This window comes from Streptomyces sp. NBC_00316 (assembly GCF_036158715.1).
Classification (GTDB): domain Bacteria; phylum Actinomycetota; class Actinomycetes; order Streptomycetales; family Streptomycetaceae; genus Streptomyces.
In genome coordinates, this window is the sequence record NZ_CP108023.1 from 4,170,646 (window position 1) to 4,184,769 (window position 14,124).

Genomic DNA, 14,124 nt, shown 5'->3' on the forward strand with positions numbered 1-14,124 from the left:
ACTTTGTGCCAGTGCCCCTCGAACGGGTCGTCGTCCGTCGTGGAGTGCCCCTGTCCCGGGGCGGGGGTTCCGTCCTCAATCGCCGGACGGGCTTGGGGTGTCTGCCCCCGGGTCGGGAGCTTGCCGTCGCCTTTCTCCGGTGGGTGGTGGTCCGGGGCCCCTCCGGGGCGGGGGGTTCCGTCCTCAATCGCCGGACGGGCTTGATGGCCGGCGCCGTTCTCCGGGGGTGCGGTCGCCTTGGTTCGGTGGGTGGTGGTCCGGGGCCCCTCCGGGGTGTCTCCTCAAACGACGAACGTTCGGGTTCATTGTCGGGGGAGCCCGGGTCTTTGTTCGTCGTCCTGCGGGGACCCCCCTGCACGTCCCCGGACCGGCCGGTGCGCGCCTGCGGGCGGGTGGGCCTTCCTGTCACGACCACCGGGGGGCCTTCTTGTTACGACCTCCGCGGCGTCTTCTTGTTACGACATCCGGGGGCGGGGGCCTGTCACGACCACCGGGGTGCAGACGCGGGTGATACATGGGTGGGGCCGTGCAGGGGAGTCCCCGCAGGGGCTGGCGTTACGTGCCGGGCTCGTCCGCGTCGCCGGCTTCCGCGCCAGTCCCGAGGAGACGCCCCGGAGGGGCACCACCCACCCCACCACCGGGCAGAGGCGACGGCGCCCGTCCGTTGCCGGGCAACCACATCAAGCCCGTCCGGCGATTGAGGACGGAACCCCGAACCCCGGACCGGGGCAGCAAAAACGCTGGGGCGCGGGTCAGGTCACCCGGTAGACCAGGGCCGTCGCGACCCCCGCCAGGCCCTCCGCCCGCCCCGTGAACCCCAGCCCGTCCGACGTCGCGGCCGACAGCGAGACCGGCGCACCGACCGCCGCCGACAACACCTTCTGCGCCTCGTCGCGCCGCTTGCCGATCTTCGGCCGGACGCCGATGACCTGGACGGCGACGTTCCCGATCTCGAACCCCTCGGCCCGTACGATCCGCGCCGCCTCGGTCAGCAGCGTCACGCCCGCGGCACCGGACCACTCGGGGCGCCCTGTCCCGAAGTGCCGGCCCAGGTCGCCCAGCCCGGCCGCCGAGAAGAGCGCGTTGCAGGCCGCGTGCGCGACGACGTCGGCGTCGGAGTGGCCGGCCAGCCCCGGCCCCTCGCCCTCCCAGAGCAGCCCCGCGCACCACAGCTCGCGGCCCTCCTCGAAGGCGTGGATGTCGGTCCCGATCCCGACCTGCGGAATGACGGGAGCGTGCTCAGAAGCCATCGTTCGCCCTCCTGCGTGCGAGAACCGCCTCGGCCAGCACCAGGTCCAGCGGCCGGGTCACCTTGAATGCCTCTTCGTGCCCGGGTACGACCACGACGGGCGCCCCGAGCTGTTCGACCATGCCTGCGTCGTCGGTCGCGCCGTCGCCGTCGACGGCGACCGTCGCATGGGCGCGGACCAGCGTGTCCCGGTCGAAGCCCTGCGGGGTCTGCACGGCGCGCAGCCGGGCGCGTACGGGGGTGCCGAGCACCGGCTCGGGTGTTCCGGGCGCGCCGGGCTCGACCTCCTTGACGGTGTCGGCGAGCGGCAGTGCGGGGACGACGGCGGGTGCCCCGTCCCGTACGGCCTCGATCACCGCGTCCACGGTGTCGACGGGCACCAGCGGGCGGGCCGCGTCGTGGACGAGGACGACGGAGATGTCCTCGGGCAGCGCGTCGATGCCGCGCCCGACGGATTCCTGGCGGGTGTCGCCGCCCGGCACGACGACGTAGTCGGTGCGTTCGGGCAGGGCGTGCTCGTCCAGCAGGTGCTTGACCTCGGGCGCGCCGTCCGGCGGTGCGACCACGACCACCAGGGACACGTACCGGGACGCCGCCATGGCCCGTACCGCGTGGATGAGCATGGGCGTCCCGCTCAGCGCGCGGAGCGCCTTGGGGGCGCCCGGGCCGAGCCGTACGCCGCGGCCGGCGGCGGGAATCACCGCGGCGGTGCGGTACGGACGCGATTGATCAGACATCGGTTGCACTCCGAAGCATCAGCATGTTTGTTTCCACAGCCGACATGGGTATGGCCACAAGCGAGCCGGACGCGACGCTTGACCTGACCGGGACCCTTTCCGTGACACCCGGTCGGGGTCGGGGAAGTCGCATCGGCCGCTCGGGGTCGGCTCTGCAAGATCGCGAGCAAGATATCGCTACGTGTCGTAGGGATGGTCCGCACCGCATCCGGACATGCCGCAGCGCCCGACGACACACCGTGAATACGGCTGGTCAGCGGGCACCGCGGCACATTTATTTACGACCGGTGCGATCCGGGTCAGGACGCGAGGACCTCGTCGAGCAGAGCCTCGGCCTTGTCTTCGTTCGTGTTCTCCGCGAGAGCGAGCTCGCTCACCAGGATCTGGCGAGCCTTGGCGAGCATGCGCTTCTCACCTGCGGAGAGACCACGCTCGCGCTCACGACGCCACAGGTCGCGAACCACTTCGGCGACCTTGATGACATCGCCGGAGGCGAGCTTCTCGAGATTTGCCTTGTAGCGCCGGGACCAGTTCGTCGGCTCTTCGGCGTACGGTGCGCGCAGCACCTCGAAGACCCGGTCCAGCCCCTCCTGCCCGACTACGTCGCGCACACCCACGAACTCCGCATTGTCCGCCGGCACACGAACCGTCAAGTCGCCCTGGGCGACCTTGAGCACCAAGTAGGTCTTGTCCACGCCTTTGATCTGGCGAGTTTCGATAGCCTCGATCAGCGCGGCCCCGTGATGGGGATAGACCACGGTGTCGCCAACCTTGAACGTCATGTGACAGGTACCCCTTCCGTGGCTATCCAGAGTAACACGAGAACAGCTTCTCCTGAATGGCGTTTTCGCAGGTCAGGGCATATCTCAGGGCTTGACAACAGCGTCACGAACGTGCTGCGGAAGGCTTCCCGGAGACGGTATTCGCAGGTCGGAGCGGCTGTGCGGGCGAGGCGAAACGCCTACGTCACATGCCCTCGAACCCTCCACGAAGTGGCCGAACGTCCCGTTTTGCCGGGTTCCAGATGGTGGACTTTCCGTACTCCGTTCGGAGATCGATCACCCGCACGGGCGTAAGTGCCGGTGGTCAATGAAATTGATCAACGACCGGCCGTTGCGGAGATTATGTGCAAGGAATGCGTCAAGGCCCCAGGAATTGATCAAGCCGGTTATGTGAACAGCATGCGAATCACCGGAGGCGGGGGCCTGAGCAGGTACGCAGACCGCGACCCGGGGACCGGCGAGCGGCAGGCCGGCGGAGCGACGCCCCTGATGCCCGCGGGCATCAGGGGCGGGTCGGGTGCGGAGCGGGGACGACGGCTCGGTAACCTAAGGCCGCTGACACACCCTTAGGGCGGCTTTACGCCGCTCGCCCCTCCCGTCCGTGAAGTCGTACGTTCAAGGAGTTGCCGCCGCCGTGAGCCGCAGCCTTCGACGCGGCGCCCTTGCCGCCACTGCCATCGTGATCTCGATCGGTGCGCTTTCCGCGTGTGGTGCCGGCAATGACGCGCAGACGCTCGAGATCAAGCCGGACAACGCTGCCACCACCCTCGGTGACATCAGGATCCAGAACGCGAACGTCATCACCCAGCCGGAGCACGACGCCGAGGGTCCGGCCGTCGTCGCCGCGACGCTGTTCAACAACGGCACCAAGGGCCAGACGCTCGACGCGATCACTCTGCCGGGCACCGGCGCGACGGTGCAGCTGCACGCCGCCGGCGGTGCGGGACCGGTCGTCCTCCCGGCCGGCGGCCGGGTCGTCCTCGGCGGCAAGGGCAACGCGTCCGCCGTGATCGAGAACGGCCGCGAGGCCGCGCAGAACGGCAACGTGCAGGCGGTCGTCTTCAAGTTCAGCGAGACCGGCGACGTCCCGCTCGGCGCCTTCGTCGTCCCGGCCACCAGCTTCTTCACGGGCTTCGGCCCGAGCTCTATCCCGGCGGCACCGGCGGCCACGCCGTCCGCGTCCGTGGGCGCGCCGTCGGCCTCCCCCTCCGAGGAGGCGGGCGCTGCGGGCAGCGAGAACACCCCGGGTGACGCGGGCGGCGAGAGCACCCCGACCGACGCGGCCTCCGCGTCGGCGGACACGTCGACCGACTGACCCGGCACATGACGGAAGGCGCCTCCGGGCCGGGAGGCGCCTTCCGTCATGTCTGCGGGTCCGGGCCGGTTTACGGCTCGAACTTGTATCCCAGGCCACGCACCGTCACCAGGAAGCGCGGCGCCCCCGGGTCCGGCTCGATCTTGGCGCGCAGGCGCTTGACGTGGACGTCGAGGGTCTTGGTGTCGCCCACGTAGTCCGCACCCCAGACGCGGTCGATCAGCTGCATCCGGGTCAGTACCCGGCCCGCGTTGCGCAGCAGCATCTCCAGCAGGTCGAACTCCTTGAGCGGGAGGTCGACCTTGCCGCCGGAGACCGTGACGACGTGCCGGTCCACGTCCATCCGGACCGGGCCTGCCTCCAGGGCGGCCGGCGTGACCTCCTCCGGTTCGCCGCGGCGGCGCAGCACCGCGCGGATGCGGGCGACGAGCTCCCGCGAGGAGAACGGCTTGGTCACATAGTCGTCGGCTCCTATTTCCAGGCCGACGACCTTGTCGATCTCGCTGTCCTTGGCCGTGACCATGATCACGGGGACGTTGGACCTGTTGCGCAGCTGGCGGCAGACCTCGGTGCCGGGCAGACCCGGCAGCATCAGGTCGAGGAGGACGAGGTCGGCGCCGTTGCGCTCGAACTCGTCCAGCCCGTCCGGACCCGTGGCCGCGATGGCGACCTCGAAGCCTTCTTTGCGGAGCATGTAGGACAGGGCGTCGCTGAAGGATTCCTCATCCTCGACGACAAGCACTCGGGTCACGGAAGGACCTCCGGGGCAGGGAATGGTTCAAGAGTGGCGGGGTCGGCGGCGCCGTAGGTCCCGTCGTCGGCGTTGACGATGAGCGGTCCGCCCGATGAGCGGTCTCGGTCCCGTACGGAACCCGCTTCGGGCAGCCGCAGGGTGAAGGTGGAGCCCTGTCCCTCCGAGCTCCACACGGTGACCTCCCCGCCGTGCGAGGCGGCCACGTGTTTGACGATGGCGAGGCCGAGACCGGTGCCACCGGTGGCACGAGATCGGGCCGGGTCGACGCGGTAGAAGCGTTCGAAGACCCGCTCCCGGTCCTTCTCCGAGATGCCGATGCCCTGGTCGGTCACGGCGATCTCGATCTGGTCCCCGCCCGGTGCGACCAGGCGCCTTGCGGCGATGCCGACGCGGGTGCGGGCGGGGCTGTAGTTGACGGCGTTCTCGACGAGGTTGCCGAGTGCCGCGGCGAGCTGGCCGCGGTTGCCCCAGATGCGGAGCTCCGCGGTGCCGCCGGCGGCCATGGTGATCTGTTTGGTGCTGGCCTGCTGGCGGCAGCGGTCGATGGCCTCGGCGACCAGTTCGTCCACCCGGACCGGCTCGGCGTCCTCCAGCGGGTCGTCGTTCTGCACCCGGGAGAGGTCGATCAGTTCCTGTACGAGGTTGGTCAGCCGGGTCGCCTCGATCTGCATGCGGCCCGCGAACCGTTCCACCGCCTCGGGGTCGTCGGAGGCGTCCATGACGGCCTCGGAGAGCAGGGAGAGCGCGCCGACCGGGGTCTTGAGCTCATGGCTGACGTTGGCGACGAAGTCGCGCCGTACCGCTTCGATACGGCGGGCCTCGGTGAGGTCCTCGACCAGCAGGAGCACCAGCCGGGAACCCAGCGGGGCGACCCGGGCGGAGACCGCGAGGGCCTCGCCGCGGCCGGTGCCGCGGCGGGGGAGGTCCAGTTCGACCTGTCGTATCTCACCGTCCCTGCGGGTGTCCCTGGCCATGTGCAGCATCGGTTCGACGGCGAGCCGGCCGCCCCTGACCAGTCCGAGCGCATACGCGGCGGAGCTGGCCTTGACCACGCTGTCGCTCTCGTCGAGCACGACCGCGGAGGAGGAGAGCACGGACAGGACCGTGTCGACCCCGGGGGGCAGTGCCCCGTTGCTGTCGGGCCGCAGGGAGGTACGCGTCGGTTTCTTCAGGTCGCGCTCGCTCCAGCGGAACGCCAGCATGGCGATCACGCCGGTGCACAACCCGGCGATCGCTGCAGCTGCGGCGACCGCCGCGTTCACGTCCATACCTCAAGGTTAAGCGGGTACGAGGGTGGTCTCCCAGCCATCCGAGGGCGTACTCGAACACTCGTCGCCCAGAGTTCACCGAGGGGCAAGGGTTGGTTCACTTGGTCGGCCGAATCCGGACGCGTACGCCCCGCAGGGTGAGAGCGTGGGGTTCAGGCCTGGCCCCGGCCTTAATGAGGACTGGAGAGGGACTTCCATGCGCGACGCTTACCACGAGGAACTCGACTCGATCGGCGAGGGCCTCGTCGAAATGGCCCGGCTCGTCGGGTCGGCGATCGGGCGGGCGACGGCGTCCATGCTCGATGCCGATCTCAAGCTCGCCGAGAGCGTGATCGCCGCGGACCAGAAGGTCGACGACCTCCAGCACGACCTGGAGGCGCGGGCGATCGCCCTGCTCGCGCGCCAGCAGCCGGTCGCGACCGACCTGCGGATCGTGGTCACGTCACTGCGGATGAGCGCCGACCTGGAGCGCGCGGGCGATCTCGCCCAGCACGTCGCCAAGCTGACCCGGCTGCGCTTCCCGGAGTCGGCGGTGCCGCACGACCTGCACGCCACCATTCTGGAGATGGGGCAGCTCGCCCAGCGGCTGATGGCCAAGGCGGCCGAGGTGATCATCACGAAGGATGTCGATCTGGCGCTCCAGCTGGAGCAGGACGACGACGAGATGGACCTGCTGCACCGCACGCTGTTCCAGCACCTGATGGACGACCGCTGGAAGCACGGCATCGAGACGGCCGTCGATGTGACGCTGCTCGGCCGCTACTACGAGCGGTTCGCCGACCACGCGGTGTCGGTGGCCAAGAGGGTCGTCTATCTGGTGACGGGCGAGCACGCGGACGAGATCCAGACCCCGACGTCGGTGGAGGGCGCGTAGCCGCTGCGGGGCGGCGCATTCTGCGCCGTCTGCGCATGTGCGCCGTCGATGCGCCGTTCCCGGGGCGGCGGAACTGGGCATGCAATGGGATGGGGCGGCAGGCGGTATGCGGCATGCCTGGTGGTCCGTGCCCCGGTCGTACGTCGCTGTCTGGCGTACGGCCCTGTCGTACGCCTGGACGTATGTCCTAGAGGAGGAACACCATGGCCGACTCCCCCACGACCGAACCCGAGCAGGAGACGCCCGCTGAAGTGGTCCATCTGACGGTGCTCGGCGCCTGTGGCTGCGGCTCCGGCTGCGGCTGCGGCTGCCAGTCCGGTGCCCCGTGCCAGTGCGGCGGCTGATCCGGGCGACCGGATGCGTGAGTGAGAACGGCGCCCGGCGCGGAGGGTTTCCGCGCCGGGCGCCGTTCTGTCCGTACGTACCGAAGGGGTCCGGCCGCGTGACCCGTCCCGGGTGATCAGACCGCCTGGTCCGCTGTTTCCCTTCGCGCGCCCGCCTCCACCACCGGGGTCGCGGCCTTCTCCGCCGCCGGAAGCCCGCGCATGAGCCCCCAGTACCCGAGTGCCGCCACCGTCCCCAGCGCCCCGCACATCCCCCACAGCCACTTCGCCCCGTAGTGGTCGATCACCAGACCGGACATCAGCGGAGCGATCAGCGCGGCCGCCGACCACGACATCGTGTACATGCCCTGGTAGCGCCCCCGGCCGTGGGCCGGGGAGAGGCGGACGACCAGGTTGCTCTGGACCGGTGCGTTGATGATCTCGCCGATCGTCCAGACACCGATCGTCAGCGCGTACACGGCGACCGACCCGGCGAACGCGGTCAGTCCGAACCCGTACCCCGCCATCAGCGACGACACGACCAGCAGACTGCGCGGGTCGCGCTGCTGGATGAAACGGGAGACCGGAATCTGGAGAACCACGATCATCACGCCGTTGACGGCGATCGCGGTGCCGAAGTCGGAGCTGGAGAGCCCGTCCGTGCCCATGGCGACCGGCAGTCCCACATAGCCCTGCTGGAAGATCAGCGCGACCACGAACGACAGCCCGACGACGCTCATGAACCGCCCGTCGCGCAGCACGGTGGAGAGCCGGACAGCCGGCTCGTCCGGCGCCGCTCCCGGGAGCTTTGCATGCGCCGTCTGCGGCCGCGACTCCGGAACCTTCAGGAAGACGACGACCGCGCAGAACAGCGTCATCGCGGCCTCGACCATGAACCCGGCGAGATAGCTGTACTCGGCGATGAACCCGGCGCCGGCGGAGGAGACCGCGAAGCCCAGGTTGACCGCCCAGTAGTTCAGGGAGAACGCCCGCACCCGGTCCTCGGGGCGGACGATGTCGGCCATCATCGCCTGCACGGCGGGCCGCGACGCGTTGCTGGCCATACCGACGACGAAGGCGACGGCGGCGATCGCGGCCGGATGGACCATGAAGCCCAGCACGGCCACCGACGCGGCGGTCGAGGTCTGCGCGATGAGCATCGTGGGCCGACGGCCCAGCCGGTCGGTCATCACCCCCGCACCGAGCGAGGAGATCACTCCACCGAGCCCGTGCAGCGCGGCGACCAGACCGGCGTACGAGGCCGAGTAGCCCCGGTCGAGGGTCAGGTAGAGCGCCATGAACGTGGCGACGAACGCCCCGAGCCTGTTGACCAGGGTGCTGGTCCACAGCCACCAGAACTCTCTGGGGAGACCGGAGACGGTCTCATGTGCGGCGCGTCTGAGACCGGCGACAGACATACGGGTTTCCCCCCGGGACATGCGGAACGGATGGGGCCGGTAAGTGGCCCGGCAGCTATCCGAACATTACGGAGGGGCGGCTCGGAACCGCCACTCGATTGACGCCGGGCGTCAATCGTCCCGGCGCTTCCCCGCGCGCTGTCCGCCCTGTGACCGGGCGCGCGGCGGCTGCGAGGGTTCGATTACGCTCGGACCCATGGCCGACGCACCGTACAAGCTGATCCTCCTCCGCCACGGCGAGAGCGAATGGAACGCGAAGAACCTGTTCACCGGTTGGGTGGACGTCAACCTCACCGAGAAGGGCGAGAAGGAGGCAGTCCGCGGCGGTGAGCTGCTCAAGGACGCCGGTCTGCTCCCCGATGTCCTGCACACCTCCCTCCAGAAGCGCGCCATCCGCACCGCCCAGCTCGCGTTGGAGGCCGCGGACCGTCACTGGATTCCGGTCCACCGCTCCTGGCGCCTGAACGAGCGCCACTACGGCGCCCTCCAGGGCAAGGACAAGGCACAGACGCTCGCCGAGTTCGGCCAGGAGCAGTTCATGCTCTGGCGCCGCTCGTACGACACCCCGCCGCCGGCCCTCGCGGACGGCAGCGAGTTCTCTCAGAGCGACGACCCGCGCTACGCGACGATCCCGAGCGAGCTGCGCCCGCGCACCGAGTGTCTCAAGGACGTCGTCGAGCGCATGCTGCCGTACTGGTACGACGACATCGTCCCGGATCTGCTGACCGGCCGCACGGTCCTGGTCGCCGCCCACGGCAACAGCCTGCGCGGCCTGGTCAAGCACCTCGACGGCATCTCCGACGCCGACATCACGGGCCTGAACATCCCGACCGGCATCCCGCTCGCCTACGAACTGGACGCCGACTTCCGCCCGTTGAAGCCGGGCGGCACGTACCTCGACCCGGACGCGGCAGCGGCCGCCATCGAGGCCGTGAAGAACCAGGGCAAGAAGAAGTAGCTTTTTTGATCATGCCCCTGAGCTGCGCAGACGGCGCGACTCAGGGGCATTTTCACGGCCTGGGCCCTCTTTGGGCCCTCAGGCTGACGCGGTCACGCATGGGCATTGACGCGGGTGCAGTCGGCCGACCGTTGCCCTTCGATCAGACTCTGGTGACCACTTGCGCGTATGTCAGACGTGGGGAGCGTGTGAACCACGCGTTCTAGCCCGGCCTGCCGATGTTGACGACGGCGAGGACCGAGTGCTTGCCGTCGCTGAAGAACTCCTTGTCGATGCCTTCGGCGTCGAAGCCGGTCATCGGTCCTGCGGCCAGGCCGGCAGCGCGGACTCCGAAGATGAAGTAGCCGACCTGAAGGAGCGCGTTGAGATTCGCGGACCGCTCGCGCGCGGCACGCTCGCCGAAGAGATCCTTGGCCTGTGGGAAATGCGGGAACTGGCTGGGCAGTTCCTCGTGGAACTCGTTGTCCGCCACGAGGATGGCGACGAGCGGGGCGGCCGCGGTCTTGTTGTGGTTGCTCTCGGACAGGTACTTGGCCAGGCGCTCGCGCGCCTGGGCGGATCGGACCAGCACGATACGCAGAGGCTGCTGGTTCATCGAGGTGGGGGCGTACTTGACGAGGTCGTAGATGGCCTCGATCTGGTCGTCCGTTACTGGCTCTTCGGCGAAAGTGTTGACGGTCCGTGCCTGCCAGGACAGAAGGTCCTGGGCGGCGGGGTCGAGCGCGAGGGGCATGGTGAACCTCTTGCGGGTGAATGTCTGTGTCTTCTGGGTGACATGGCGAACTGCAAAGCAGAGGAACTGGGCGCTGACGCCCAGTAGGTACACGGCAGTCGTGGTCGTGCCGACGAGCCCCCACAGGAGGGGCCCTGAGCAGCACCGTGCCAGCAACAGGCTGACCAGCGCGGCGCAAGCCGCCATGGGCAGATGGAAGGCCGCCCAGATCCGCGTGCCGGCGTGGGCGGACCAGTCCGGGGTCATGGGGGCAGCACCGTGGGCGGCAGCGGCCAACGCGACGAAGGCGAGCGTCGCGCCAGCAAGGAGGGCCAGGACTTCAACTGCCCCCGGGGCGCCCTGCTCGGACGACGTCACCGCGGTGGCGGTCCACAGTGCCAGTGTGTATCCGTGCGGGGCCGCGCTCGCGGTCACAGCAGCCCGGATTTGGCCGCGGTATCCGCGCTCGGTGCTGGTAGGAGCGCTGGGCCCCACTGCTTTGGGCTGCGGTTGACCATCCGTCGGCGACATGGGTGACGGCCTTGCCACACCAGTGCTCCTTTCGAGCGCGCCTCGTACGCGGCGCGGGTCTGCGCGAGCGGCACGACTCGGTCGCTGAAGCGTCCGATTGTGATCAACTCACTGATGGAGTCGAATGCGTCGCGGTCCGGCGGGGCGAATGACGGTGCCGTGCCCGAGGCCACGCCGTTGCGTCCAGCGTCACAGGCGGTGTCAGAACCGGGCGTCACCCATTCAAGGGATTCTCGCCGCCGTGTCCTGCGGTGGGTGCACCGCTCAGTCGGCCCCGTCGGCGCTGGTGCCCCGCTCGATCGCCAGCCGGGTCAGCTCGACCCGCGAGTTGATGCCGAGCTTGGTGAAGATGTGCTTCATGTGGGTGTTGACGGTGTGCACGGACACGTAGAGCCGGTCGGCGATGGCCCGGTTGGTGAGGCCCTGAACGACGAGCGGGATCAGTTTCTGCTCGGATTCGGTCAGGTTTCCCAACCCCTGGGGGCTGGCCGTGTGGTTCCGCACGGGGGCGGTGCGCACGCCAAGCTGGCGCAGGCGCCGCCTGATCCGTTCTTGATCGCGCCTGGCTCCTGAGGCCGACGCCAGCTGACCCGCTTCTTCGAAGTACGGGATCGCCGGCGTCGTATCGGCCGACGCCGCCATGAGCTCGCCAAGGTCCTCACAGGCCGCCGCCAGGGCCAACGGCCTGCCGGTCTTCCGGTAGCCGGTGATGGCGGACACCAGCGCACGCGGGTCGCGGTCGAGCAGGCCGTCCACGTGGGCGCGGACCGCCCCGATGATCTGCCGGCTCTCGTCCTGTGCAGTCAGGCTGCGCAGTGCGCCGGACACGGCCTGTGCGACCGACGGATCCTCGTCCCCGAGCGCGATGCGCACGATCCCGGGCCAGTGGGACAGAGGTACCGCAAGCAGCCGCGTCGGCTCACGGCTTGCGAAGCTTCCCGTGAGTGCCGCCGCCGCCTCGCCGTCTTCGCCCTCCGCGTCCGCCAGACCGGCGCGCGCCAGAGACACCCAAGGACCGTACCGCTGCGTTTTCGTGCCGGAACCGGTTTCCGCGGCGCGGAGGTGGTCCCTGGCCTTGGCGAGGTCACCGCGTCTGATCTCCACCAATGCCAGCACGGAGCGGGCCTGCGGATTCGGCAGAGTGATCTCGAGCTCATCCGCCACCATCAGACTGGCCTCGGCCTCCACGGCCGCGTCGTCCAGCGCTCCCTGTTCGAGTAGTGCGCACGCACGGGCGGCATGCCAGTGGGGAAGTGACCAGCCGAGGCCCAGCGCCTCCGCTTCGCGCTGTCCCTCCCGCAGAATCCGCTCGGTGTCCGCAAGCCGGTCGGTGCTGGTCAGCACGGTGGCCAGCCACAGCGCCGGAATCCGCGGGGGCCGCAGGTAGAGCGCGGCGGACTGAGTGCCGGCGCGTCGGGTGGCCTCCTCGGCAAGCTCGAGGGCGCGGGCCAGGTGCCCGCGGTAGAAGAATGTCTGCGACTGGAACACCATGGCGCTGACGACGACGGCCGGATCGTGGCTCTGGTAGGCGGCCTCGACCAGGCCGGTGTCGGTCTGCTCGGCAGCGGTGATGTCCCCGAGGTACACGTGGCCCGTCGCCTTGGTTTTCAGCAGCCGGACGCGCACGTGGGGCGGCAGCGCGGGAAGGTCCAGGGCCTGCTGGAGGTGTGTCATCGCGGCGGCGTCGTCGCCCGCGGCCTGGTGGATCTCGGCGGCCACCAGGCGCAGGTATGCCTCCTGCAGTGGCTCAAGACCTTCCGGCAGAGTGGCGTCGACCAGGTCGAGCGCCTCGTGAACCCGGCGGGTCCGGCCGAGGTACTTGGCGGCGTCGGTCAGCAGGGAGATGCGACGCCGGTCCTGTGGGGGCAGCAGTCCGGCGACCCGCTGAGCCAAGTCCGCAGCCGCGTCGGGGGCCGACGAGGACAGTTCCCGTACGGCGGTGGACAGCGTGGTCACGGCGTCGTCGTCGACCGGGCCGCCCGACATGACGACGTGCCAGGCCACCTCGGCCGATCGTGCACCGATGACACGCAGACTGTCGGCTGCCTCCCGGTGCAGAGCGGTCCGTACGGCCAGAGGCAGGTTCTCGTGGACGGCCTGCCGTATGAGGTCGTGACGGAAGGCGAGTCGCGGGCCGTCGGCCGAGAGCAGACCGGCGCCCAGGGCGGCCTCGACGCCGGACAGCAGGCTGCCGACATGCCTGCCGAGCATTCGGGCGGCCGTGCCGAGGTCGAATTCGCGACCGAGGACCGACCCGATCTGGAGCAGGCGCACGGCGTCTTCCGGGAGCCGGTCCAGACGCCCGGCGATACTCCGCCGGAAAGTGATGGGGATGCCGTCGTGCAGGAGGCTCGCCTCGCCCGCCTCCATTTTGACGGCATCCGTGTCGGCGAAAGCGCGCACCAGTTCAATCGCCAGGAAGGGATTACCCCCGACGCCTCGCAGGAGCCTGGCCAGACCAGGTGACGGGCTCGCCCCGAGGACATCGGCCGCGATGTACTGCAGCTCCTGCTGTGGCAGGGGGCCGAGGGTCAGCCATCGGGCTCCGAGGCGTTCGAGGTCCTCCCGCACCCTGGCCACGGTCGGTCGCTCGGTGTCCGACCGGACCGCCAGGACCCACAGGACCCGCGAGGCGGCCAGTCGTCCAGGCAGGGTGCGGAGCACGAAGAGCGTGGCCGGATCCGCCCACTGCGCGTCGTCCACAAGCACGGCCACCGGGGCGCGCTGAGCCCGGTCCTCCAGAGCGTCCGTGATGCTGTCCAGCAGCCAGAGCCGCTGGTCGTCGGTGGCTGCGGCGGCTCGGTTGGAACCGTCGGAGGACTGCAACGCGGACAGCAGTGCGGCTCCTGCCGCGTACTGGTCGAGCTCATCGGCCCGTATCGACACCACATCGAACCCGAACCGCCGCGCCATCCCGTCCAGCTCCGCGAGCAACCGGCTCTTGCCGACTCCAGACGCGCCTTCCACGACGACACAGGCGCTCCGTCCGCCACGAATCGCGTCCAGGGCCTCACGGACAACCACGATCTCGCGGTCCCGTCCCCGCAGGCGCAGCCCGGTCATGGCCTGGTTCCCACGCCCACCGGCCTGGTCGTCGGCGGGGTCTGTGCTGCTCATGGGGGAAGCATGGCGCAAGGCCGCATCCGCCCTCAACGTCGCTCCCCCGGAGATCGCCGCTTTCACCCGGGTGATTGCCGGTTGTG

General features: G+C 69.7%; 12 protein-coding genes. 4 read left to right on the plus strand and 8 right to left on the minus strand.

The annotated features are described in order from the left end of the window. Positions 1-752: 752 nt before the first annotated feature. The 3 genes from ispF to OG878_RS18550 all read right to left on the minus strand — a co-directional run bounded on the left by ispF (position 753) and on the right by OG878_RS18550 (position 2,768). Positions 753-1,250, minus strand: a complete 498-nt coding sequence (ispF, locus tag OG878_RS18540) for a 2-C-methyl-D-erythritol 2,4-cyclodiphosphate synthase (protein WP_328887817.1) — start codon at positions 1,248-1,250, stop codon at positions 753-755. Next, positions 1,240-1,986, minus strand: coding sequence for a 2-C-methyl-D-erythritol 4-phosphate cytidylyltransferase (ispD, locus tag OG878_RS18545; RefSeq protein ID WP_328887818.1), 747 nt, complete (start codon positions 1,984-1,986; stop codon positions 1,240-1,242). Before ispD ends, ispF begins: the two co-directional genes overlap by 11 nt. Before the next feature lie 299 nt (positions 1,987-2,285). Next, positions 2,286-2,768 (minus strand): CarD family transcriptional regulator, encoded by a 483-nt coding sequence (locus OG878_RS18550; protein ID WP_006380568.1) that lies wholly within the window; start codon positions 2,766-2,768, stop codon positions 2,286-2,288. 634 nt (positions 2,769-3,402) lie between these two features. Between OG878_RS18550 and OG878_RS18555 the strand changes: the two genes are divergently transcribed. Further along, entirely contained in the window at positions 3,403-4,083 is a 681-nt protein-coding gene (locus OG878_RS18555; RefSeq protein WP_328887819.1) for a DUF461 domain-containing protein, read from the plus strand. A 70-nt stretch (positions 4,084-4,153) separates the two neighbouring features. Here the strand turns inward: OG878_RS18555 and OG878_RS18560 are convergent, their stop codons facing one another. After that, complete coding sequence (locus tag OG878_RS18560; RefSeq protein WP_030929487.1) at positions 4,154-4,834, minus strand: response regulator transcription factor; 681 nt, start codon at positions 4,832-4,834, stop codon at positions 4,154-4,156. Beyond that, positions 4,831-6,105 (minus strand): sensor histidine kinase, encoded by a 1,275-nt coding sequence (locus tag OG878_RS18565; protein ID WP_328887820.1) that lies wholly within the window; start codon positions 6,103-6,105, stop codon positions 4,831-4,833. The genes OG878_RS18560 and OG878_RS18565 overlap by 4 nt, the downstream gene beginning before the upstream one ends. A 196-nt stretch (positions 6,106-6,301) precedes the next feature. Here OG878_RS18565 and phoU point away from each other — a divergent pair, with 196 nt between their 5' ends. Together phoU and OG878_RS18575 are read left to right on the plus strand one after the other, a co-directional pair. Continuing rightward, positions 6,302-6,979 carry a phosphate signaling complex protein PhoU gene (gene phoU, locus OG878_RS18570; RefSeq protein ID WP_328887821.1) on the plus strand — a complete coding sequence of 226 codons (678 nt, stop codon included), beginning with the start codon at positions 6,302-6,304 and terminating at the stop codon, positions 6,977-6,979. A 203-nt stretch (positions 6,980-7,182) separates the two neighbouring features. Then, positions 7,183-7,323, plus strand: a complete 141-nt coding sequence (locus tag OG878_RS18575) for a hypothetical protein (protein ID WP_277327567.1) — start codon at positions 7,183-7,185, stop codon at positions 7,321-7,323. A 116-nt stretch (positions 7,324-7,439) separates the two neighbouring features. On the opposite strand, the gene OG878_RS18580 is transcribed toward OG878_RS18575, so the two are convergent. After that, positions 7,440-8,720, minus strand: a complete 1,281-nt coding sequence (locus tag OG878_RS18580) for an MDR family MFS transporter (protein ID WP_328887822.1) — start codon at positions 8,718-8,720, stop codon at positions 7,440-7,442. 196 nt (positions 8,721-8,916) lie between these two features. Between OG878_RS18580 and OG878_RS18585 the strand changes: the two genes are divergently transcribed. Then, positions 8,917-9,678, plus strand: a complete 762-nt coding sequence (locus OG878_RS18585; RefSeq protein WP_328887823.1) for a phosphoglyceromutase — start codon at positions 8,917-8,919, stop codon at positions 9,676-9,678. A 202-nt stretch (positions 9,679-9,880) separates the two neighbouring features. Here the strand turns inward: OG878_RS18585 and OG878_RS18590 are convergent, their stop codons facing one another. Beyond that, positions 9,881-10,411: a malonic semialdehyde reductase gene (locus OG878_RS18590; RefSeq protein WP_328891294.1), complete on the minus strand. Its 531-nt coding sequence runs from the start codon at positions 10,409-10,411 to the stop codon at positions 9,881-9,883. A 774-nt stretch (positions 10,412-11,185) separates the two neighbouring features. Continuing rightward, a complete protein-coding gene (locus OG878_RS18595) occupies positions 11,186-14,038 on the minus strand; it encodes a helix-turn-helix transcriptional regulator (RefSeq protein ID WP_328887824.1) in 2,853 nt (950 codons plus the stop codon). Positions 14,039-14,124 lie beyond the last annotated feature (86 nt).

Excerpts from the sequence above, each read along its gene's own strand:
- phoU (WP_328887821.1), top strand. The coding sequence starts at position 6,302 with ATGCGCGACGCTTACCACGAGGAACTCGACTCGATCGGCGAGGGCCTC.
- OG878_RS18565 (WP_328887820.1), bottom strand. The coding sequence starts at position 6,105 with ATGGACGTGAACGCGGCGGTCGCCGCAGCTGCAGCGATCGCCGGGTTG.
- OG878_RS18585 (WP_328887823.1), top strand. The coding sequence starts at position 8,917 with ATGGCCGACGCACCGTACAAGCTGATCCTCCTCCGCCACGGCGAGAGC.
- OG878_RS18580 (WP_328887822.1), bottom strand. The coding sequence starts at position 8,720 with ATGTCTGTCGCCGGTCTCAGACGCGCCGCACATGAGACCGTCTCCGGT.
- OG878_RS18550 (WP_006380568.1), bottom strand. The coding sequence starts at position 2,768 with ATGACGTTCAAGGTTGGCGACACCGTGGTCTATCCCCATCACGGGGCC.
- OG878_RS18575 (WP_277327567.1), top strand. The coding sequence starts at position 7,183 with ATGGCCGACTCCCCCACGACCGAACCCGAGCAGGAGACGCCCGCTGAA.
- ispF (WP_328887817.1), bottom strand. The coding sequence starts at position 1,250 with ATGGCTTCTGAGCACGCTCCCGTCATTCCGCAGGTCGGGATCGGGACC.
- ispD (WP_328887818.1), bottom strand. The coding sequence starts at position 1,986 with ATGTCTGATCAATCGCGTCCGTACCGCACCGCCGCGGTGATTCCCGCC.
- OG878_RS18590 (WP_328891294.1), bottom strand. The coding sequence starts at position 10,411 with ATGCCCCTCGCGCTCGACCCCGCCGCCCAGGACCTTCTGTCCTGGCAG.
- OG878_RS18595 (WP_328887824.1), bottom strand. The coding sequence starts at position 14,038 with ATGAGCAGCACAGACCCCGCCGACGACCAGGCCGGTGGGCGTGGGAAC.